Source organism: Nocardioides bigeumensis, assembly GCF_039531755.1.
GTDB lineage: Bacteria > Actinomycetota > Actinomycetes > Propionibacteriales > Nocardioidaceae > Nocardioides > Nocardioides bigeumensis.
This window is the reverse complement of sequence record NZ_BAAAQQ010000013.1, coordinates 1,062,564-1,068,941: the sequence shown is the minus strand read 5'-3', so window position 1 is coordinate 1,068,941 and position 6,378 is coordinate 1,062,564. Positions and strand designations below refer to the sequence as shown.

The following is a 6,378-nucleotide window of genomic DNA, read 5'->3' as shown; positions in this document are numbered from 1 at the left end:
GAGGTCGTCGAACTGGATCCGGTGCAGCCAGGCGTGGTGCTTGGCTGACCAGGTCTTGCCGCCGTAGTAGACGTGGCCGTGGCGCAGCAGCAGCTTCGAGACCCGGTGCCGGGCCCGCATCAGGTCACCGCGGACATCCTCGCGGGCTCGGACCAGGTCGCGGGCTGCTTCCTGGGTGATGGTCGGGACCCGGACGCTGGTGATGTCGTCGTTGCGCAACAGCTTCGCCAACTGCAGCGCGTCGCGAGCGTCGGTCTTCACGCGGTCCCCAGCCGGGCGGGCCAGCTTCGACGGGGCGGCGACCTCGCACCGGATCCCTGCCGTGGTCAGGGCGCGGGCCAGGCCGAATCCGGTCGGTCCTGCTTCGTAGGTGACCGCGACCGGGCCTGGCAGCCTGGCGAGCCAGTCGAGAACGATCTCGTTCGACGGGATCAGCCGCTCCTTGAACAGCTCACCGGTCGTGGTGTCGATCGCGGTCGCGACAACAGACCGTGCGTGCACATCGAGTCCAACGCTCGTACGCTCAGTGAACACCGGGGCCTCCTATGCCTGTGGATAGGTCGAGCAGGCCACTCCTGCCCGACAACCCACGTTCATGCATGTGAGAGGCCCCGGCCCACAACCCCCTCACTCCGAGGCGGTCACGTCATACCGTCTGATCGCTCGCTTCGCTCGCTGCTCGACCACCGGCGTGATCGCTCGCTTCGCTCGCTGCTCGACCACCGGCGTGATCGCTCGCTTCGCTCGCTGCTCGACCACCGGCGTGATCGCTCGCTTCGCTCGCTGCTCGACCACCGGCGCTCGTTTTGTTCGCGTCCGCGACGCTACGGTAATCTCGCCCGTCGGCGGCCTCGCGGTCGCCCGGCACCAACCCTGCACCACCCGGGCCTATAGCTCAGACGGTTAGAGCGCTTCCCTGATAAGGAAGAGGTCAGAGGTTCAAGTCCTCTTAGGCCCACATGAAGAAGCTGCTCCTCGTCGCCCTCGCCGCCGCCGGTGTCGCCTTCGCCAAGAAGAAGATGGACGAGGGCAAGGCCGAGCAGGCGCTGTGGGCAGAGGCGACGGACTCGGTCGAGGGCCGCTAGTCCTTTCAGGTCGTACGCACGTGCGTACAACCTGGCGGCACCAGCTCCACCCAGCAGCACCGTCACGGGGCCTTGGCGCAATTGGTAGCGCACCTGCTTTGCAAGCAGGGGGTTAGGGGTTCGAGTCCCCTAGGCTCCACCAAGTGTGATCTGGATGATCTGACGCCTCTCGCTAGCGTGTGCGGGTGAGCCGCCGAGTCGCACCGCTGCTGGTCGGCACCGTCGTGGTGCTGGCCGCCGCAATGGTCGTGTTGCTGCTGATCCGCGGCGATGACGATGGCAAGACGCCGCGGCACGTGGCTCAGCCCAGCCCGACGCTGCCGGTGCCCGACGAGCTGCCCGAGGGCAGCGCGGTCGAGCAGGCGCTGACCGTCGTCCCGCGCGGCGCCGAGGTGGTCACGGTGACCGACTGGGACGCGATCCGGGCCCGGTTCGGGGTTCCCGACCTCACCAGCACCGACCTGATGAGCGACCGGACCGCGTTCTGGACGAAAGCCGAGCGGGAGGCGGTCCTGCTCACCGACGGACTGCTGCTGGACGACAACAGCGCGCTGATGCTCGACCACGGCTTCACCCAGGACGACGTCGACTGGGAGGCGCGCTGGAGCGGGGAGGCGGGAAGTGGGTACGCCCTGAGGATGAGACCGGACCTCGACATGGCCGCGGTGCAGGACGCCGTCGACGCAGCCGTGGGCGAGCTGGCCGGCGCCACCGTCGACGCGGACCAGCACCTGGTCACCGAGGGAACGGTCGAGGGGTTGGTGTGGGCCAGCGACCCGACGCTGGTGGACCTGGCTGCGGCGCCCGAGGAGACGACGTACCTCCACCGCGGCTGCCTCCCTCTCGACGAAGCCCTCGGTCCGGACGCGTCCTTCGAGGACCAGGACGCGCTGCTCGCCCAGCACGACATCACCGACCTCGACGCGCTGGACGCGTTCGCGATCACCTACGGCGACGCGATCGGCACCGCCTGGCTGGGTCCGGATCGCGACGACCTCTTCGAGCGCGGCGACCTGGTGCGCGACTGGCCGGTCACCGGGAGCGTCGGACCGCTCGATGCGTACGCCGCCGAGCCTGCCGTCGAGCCGACCTCGGGCCGGCTGGGCTTCCAGGTCGAGGATCCGCAGGCGGCGGCCACCCTCACCCTGACCGGTCAGCTGCCGTTCGCGGTCTGCAACGAGGTCGTCCCCTTCGACGAGCCGACCGGGCTCTAGATGACCACGCGCTGGCTGTTCGGTGACCAGCTCGGTCCGCACTTCCTCGACGACCACGAAGGCCCCGTCCTCATGGTCGAGTCGCGGCGCGTCTTCGCGAGGAGGCGATTTCATCGCGCGAAGGCGCACCTGGTCCTGAGCGCCATGCGCCACCGAGCCGCCGAGCTGGCTGGAGAAGGTGCTGGGCGGATCACCTACGTGCACTCGTCGACGTACGCCGAGGTGCTGCGCAGGCGCCCGCGCCGTCGCCAGGCGGACCGGATCGAGGTGGTGCAGCCGACGTCGTACGCCGCGGTCCGCCTGGTCACCCGGCTCGCCGACGAGGGGCTCGACGTCGACCGGCTCCCCGCGCGCGGCTTCGTCACCAGCCGTGCCGACTTCGGCCAGTGGGCGCAGGGGCGCGACGGCAAGCGCCTGCTCATGGAGGACTTCTACCGCGACGCGCGCCGTCGCACCGGGGTGCTCATGGAGGGCGACGGCGAGCCTGCCGGGGGACGGTGGAACTACGACAAGGACAACCGTGAGCCGCCACCCAAGGGCGCCTCGAAGTTGGGAGTCGCAGAGCCGCCGTGGCCGGTCGAGGACGAGATCGACTCCCAGGTGCGCGACGACCTCGACCGCTGGGAGGCCGACGGCGACGTGGCTTTCGTCGGCAGGGACGGCCCGCGGCTGTTCGCCGCCACCCGCGCCGAGGCGCTCGCGGTGCTCGACCACTTCGTCGAGCACCGGCTGCCGCAGTTCGGGTCGCACGAGGACGCGATCCTCGAGGGCGACCCGTGGATGGCGCACTCGGTGATCAGCGCGCCGATGAACCTCGGGCTGCTGGACCCGCGCGAGGTGGTCGACCGCGCCGAGGCGGCGTACCGATCCGGCTCGGCGCCGCTCGCGTCCGTCGAGGGTTTCGTCCGCCAGGTGATGGGCTGGCGCGACTACGTGTGGCACCTCTACTGGCACTTCGGCGAGGACTACCGGCGGCGCAACCACCTCTCCCACCGCCGCAAGCTGCCGGACTGGTTCGCCGGCCTCGATGGGTCGACGACCCGGGCCCGCTGCCTGAGCCACACCTTGGACTCGGTCGCCGAGCGCGGCTGGGTGCACCACATCCCGCGACTGATGGTGCTGGGCAGCTATGCGCTCCAGCGCGGCTGGGCCCCCGACCAGGTGACCGACTGGTTCCACCGCAGCTTCGTCGACGGCTACGACTGGGTGATGGTGCCCAACGTGATCGGGATGTCGCAGCACGCCGACGGCGGAATGCTGGCGACCAAGCCCTACACCTCGGGTGGTGCCTACATCGACAAGATGAGCGACCACTGCTCGTCGTGCGAGCTGAACCCGCGGGTGCGGGTCGGCGAGGACGCGTGCCCCTTCACCGCCGGCTACTGGTGGTTCCTCGACCGGCACCGCGAGCGCCTCGAGGGCAACCACCGGATGGCGCGGGCGGTCAAGGGACTCGACCGGCTGACCGACCTCGACGAGCTGGTGGCGCAGGAGGAGGCCCGCGGATCGAGCCCGCCCTAGTCCTGCCCGCTCTGGTCCTGCCCGCCCTGGTCCTGCCCGCCCTGGTCCTGCCCGCGGACGAACGAGCTGGCGTAGGACGTGGCGCCCACCGCGATGGAGTACGTCGAGTAGTAGTCCGCGATGCCGTGGCGCTGCGCCTCCTGGTGGCGCGGGTGGTCACGCCAGCCGCGGTGCGAGTCGGGGTCGGCGAACGTCACGATCGTCGCGCGCTCGCCGTCCTCGGCGGTGAAGGTCTTGGTCTCCACGAAGCCCGGCATCGAGCGTGCCAGCGCTGCGACCACCTCCAGCTCGGCGGCGTACGCCTCGAGCGCCTCGCCGCGCAGCCGGTTGCGGAAGACGGTCACCACTTGGCCGACGGCCGGTCGCTCCATGTCGGCCATTGTCCCGCCTGGCTAGCGTGGACGGCATGCCCCTTCCGGATGCCGTCTCCTCGGGGATCGACACGCTGCTCGACCGCACCGTCGCCCCCGGGTTCACCAAGGTGGGCTCCGCGGTACGCCGCCGGCTCCCGACGTGGCCGGCCGACCCCGCGCCCGGTGCGCTGGTGGGACGCACGGGCCTGGTGACAGGTGCCTCCTCCGGCCTGGGCACCGCCACGGCCGAGGGTCTGGCCAGGCTCGGCGCCCGGGTCGTCCTGGTCGTGCGCGACGCCGGCAAGGGCGCGGCCACCGCCCGCGAGCTCGAGCGGGCCGTGCCTGGCGCCCAGGTGTCGGTGGCGACCTGCGACGGCTCCGACCTCGACGACGTACGCCGCTTCGCCGAGCAGCTCGACGTCGACGGTGTGGAGAGGGTGGACGTGCTGGTGCACAACGCGGGCGCGATGCCGCCGCAGCGGACCGAGTCCGCTCAGGGACACGAGCAGACCATGGCGCTTCACGTGCTCGGGCCGGTGCTGATGACCGACCTGCTCAGCCCCCGGATGACCGGCGGGCGAGTCGTCCTGGTGACGTCTGGCGGCATGTACGGCCAGCGCCTGCGTGCGGACGATCCGGAGTACCTCCAGGGCGAGTACTCCCCGACGACGGCGTACGCCCGCAGCAAGCGCGCGCAGGTCGAGTTGCTGCCGGTGCTGCTGCGGCGCTGGAGCAACAAGAGGATCCGGGTCGACGCGACGCACCCCGGCTGGGCGGACACGCCCGGGCTGGACTCGTCGCTGCCCGCGTTCCGCCGGCTGACCCGCCCGTTCCTGCGCGACGCCGAGGACGGCGCCGACACGACGGTGTGGCTGGCCGGAGCCGATCCTGAGGAGACGGGCCGGCTCTGGCACGACCGTCGGCCTCGCCCCACGCACCTGCTGCCCACGACCCGCACCGGCGACGTCGAGCGCGAGCTGATGTGGGAATGGGTCATCAAGCAGACCGCGCTGTCCCCGAGCTGAGGGCACCCGGCTGACTCACTGGGACACTGGACGCATGTCCGCCGCCAGCTCGTCGTACCGGCGTGCGCTGGCGCCCCGGGAGTGGTGGGCGCACGTCCTGGCCGTCGTGCTGGTCGCCAGCGCCGGACTGCTCGGCTGGTGGCAGCTGGAGGCGTGGCAGGAGCGGCGGGCCGCGGAGGCCGCGGACCTCACCGAGCTCGCCCCCGTGCCCCTGGCCGACGCGTTCGGCCCCGACGAGGCCTTCCCGGAGAGGGCCCTGGGGCGGCCCGTCGAGATCACTGGCACGTGGCTTCCCGCGGAGACCTTCCTGGTGGCAGCGCCGGGCGCGACCACGTGGGTGGTGACACCGTTCGTCGACAGGGAGACAGGCTCGGTGCTCCCCGTCGTCCGCGGGGCACTTGCCGGAGACGCCGTGCGCCCCCCGGCGCCCGAGGGCGACGCCACCCTGGTCGCGCGGCTCCAGCCGAGCGACGCGACCGTGCCGATCCCCGAGGTCGCCCAGGAGGTCGACGGCGACCTCTACTCGGGGTACGCCGTCGCGCTGGCCGGACAGCCCGGCACCGAGGGGCTGACCGAGGCCGACGTGGAGCAGCTGCCGTCGCCGTCGCGGTTCACGGCGCTGCGCAACCTGCTGTACGCGATCGAGTGGTGGGTGTTCGGGCTCTTCGCGGCCTTCATCTGGTGGCGGCACGTGCGGGACGTGGCGGCAGTCCCAGAGACGGATCCAGAGACGGACCCAGAGACGGACCCGGAGACGGACCCCCCGGCGGACGAGCCCACTGAGGAGGGGGCCGCCGAGGACGCCGTACCCTCGGAGCCGTGAAAGGCGCCCTCCTCCGCTATCGCGTGATGGCCACGATCGTCGGGCTCCTGCTCATCGTGCTGGTCCTGGTGGGGCTGCCGCTCCACTACGGCTACCTGCTCTTTCCCGACGCGCTCCCCAAGGGTGGCGACGCCTGGCAGCTCGGCAGCGACATCTCGGCGTACCTCGGCGTCGCGCACGGCTGGCTCTACATGATCTTCGTGCTGATGGCCTTCATCCTGTCGCGCAAGGCCCGCTGGGACCTGCCCTTCACGTTGGTCACCCTGGTCTCCGGCACCATCCCGATCGTGTCCTTCTGGGCCGAGCATCGCGCGACCAAGCGGGTCCGCGCCGAGTTCCCGGACAGCTGACCACGAA

The 6,378-nt window shown here is 71.2% G+C and carries 8 protein-coding genes and 2 tRNA genes; 8 read left to right on the top strand and 2 right to left on the bottom strand.

Annotated features, from left to right (window positions below; genetic code table 11):
- Nucleotides 1-534 (bottom strand): IS110 family transposase (locus tag ABD295_RS19350; protein WP_344305451.1); only part of this gene is annotated, 534 nt, incomplete at its 3' end.
- Nucleotides 535-884: 350 nt separating this feature from the next.
- Here ABD295_RS19350 and ABD295_RS19345 point away from each other — a divergent pair.
- From ABD295_RS19345 to ABD295_RS19325, 5 genes are all read left to right on the top strand, one after another.
- A tRNA-Ile gene (locus ABD295_RS19345) sits at nucleotides 885-958 on the top strand.
- 1 nt (nucleotide 959) lies between these two features.
- Nucleotides 960-1,085: a DLW-39 family protein gene (locus ABD295_RS19340; RefSeq protein ID WP_344305449.1), complete on the top strand. Its 126-nt coding sequence runs from the start codon at nucleotides 960-962 to the stop codon at nucleotides 1,083-1,085.
- Between the two features lie 66 nt (nucleotides 1,086-1,151).
- A tRNA-Ala gene (locus ABD295_RS19335) sits at nucleotides 1,152-1,227 on the top strand.
- A 43-nt stretch (nucleotides 1,228-1,270) separates the two neighbouring features.
- Complete coding sequence (locus ABD295_RS19330; protein ID WP_344305448.1) at nucleotides 1,271-2,299, top strand: hypothetical protein; 1,029 nt, start codon at nucleotides 1,271-1,273, stop codon at nucleotides 2,297-2,299.
- Nucleotides 2,300-3,820, top strand: a complete 1,521-nt coding sequence (locus tag ABD295_RS19325; RefSeq protein ID WP_344305447.1) for a cryptochrome/photolyase family protein — start codon at nucleotides 2,300-2,302, stop codon at nucleotides 3,818-3,820.
- Here the strand turns inward: ABD295_RS19325 and ABD295_RS19320 are convergent.
- A complete protein-coding gene (locus ABD295_RS19320; protein WP_344305446.1) occupies nucleotides 3,817-4,191 on the bottom strand; it encodes an antibiotic biosynthesis monooxygenase family protein in 375 nt (124 codons plus the stop codon). The two genes, ABD295_RS19325 and ABD295_RS19320, sit on opposite strands and share 4 nt — an antisense overlap.
- 35 nt (nucleotides 4,192-4,226) lie before the next feature.
- Here ABD295_RS19320 and ABD295_RS19315 point away from each other — a divergent pair, with 35 nt between their 5' ends.
- Genes ABD295_RS19315 through ABD295_RS19305 form a run of 3 tightly spaced genes read left to right on the top strand, consistent with a single transcriptional unit; the run spans nucleotide 4,227 to nucleotide 6,371 of the window.
- Entirely contained in the window at nucleotides 4,227-5,198 is a 972-nt protein-coding gene (locus ABD295_RS19315) for an SDR family NAD(P)-dependent oxidoreductase (protein ID WP_344305445.1), read from the top strand.
- Nucleotides 5,199-5,232: 34 nt separating this feature from the next.
- A complete protein-coding gene (locus ABD295_RS19310; RefSeq protein ID WP_344305444.1) occupies nucleotides 5,233-6,021 on the top strand; it encodes an SURF1 family protein in 789 nt (262 codons plus the stop codon).
- Nucleotides 6,018-6,371 carry a DUF3817 domain-containing protein gene (locus tag ABD295_RS19305; RefSeq protein ID WP_344305443.1) on the top strand — a complete coding sequence of 118 codons (354 nt, stop codon included), beginning with the start codon at nucleotides 6,018-6,020 and terminating at the stop codon, nucleotides 6,369-6,371. The genes ABD295_RS19310 and ABD295_RS19305 overlap by 4 nt, the downstream gene beginning before the upstream one ends.
- Nucleotides 6,372-6,378: the final 7 nt, after the last annotated feature.

What these genes read in the sequence shown, in the direction of transcription:
- ABD295_RS19320 (WP_344305446.1), bottom strand. Translation starts at nt 4,191, where the DNA reads ATGGAGCGACCGGCCGTCGGCCAAGTGGTGACCGTCTTCCGCAACCGG.
- ABD295_RS19310 (WP_344305444.1), top strand. Translation starts at nt 5,233, where the DNA reads ATGTCCGCCGCCAGCTCGTCGTACCGGCGTGCGCTGGCGCCCCGGGAG.
- ABD295_RS19325 (WP_344305447.1), top strand. Translation starts at nt 2,300, where the DNA reads ATGACCACGCGCTGGCTGTTCGGTGACCAGCTCGGTCCGCACTTCCTC.
- ABD295_RS19315 (WP_344305445.1), top strand. Translation starts at nt 4,227, where the DNA reads ATGCCCCTTCCGGATGCCGTCTCCTCGGGGATCGACACGCTGCTCGAC.
- ABD295_RS19340 (WP_344305449.1), top strand. Translation starts at nt 960, where the DNA reads ATGAAGAAGCTGCTCCTCGTCGCCCTCGCCGCCGCCGGTGTCGCCTTC.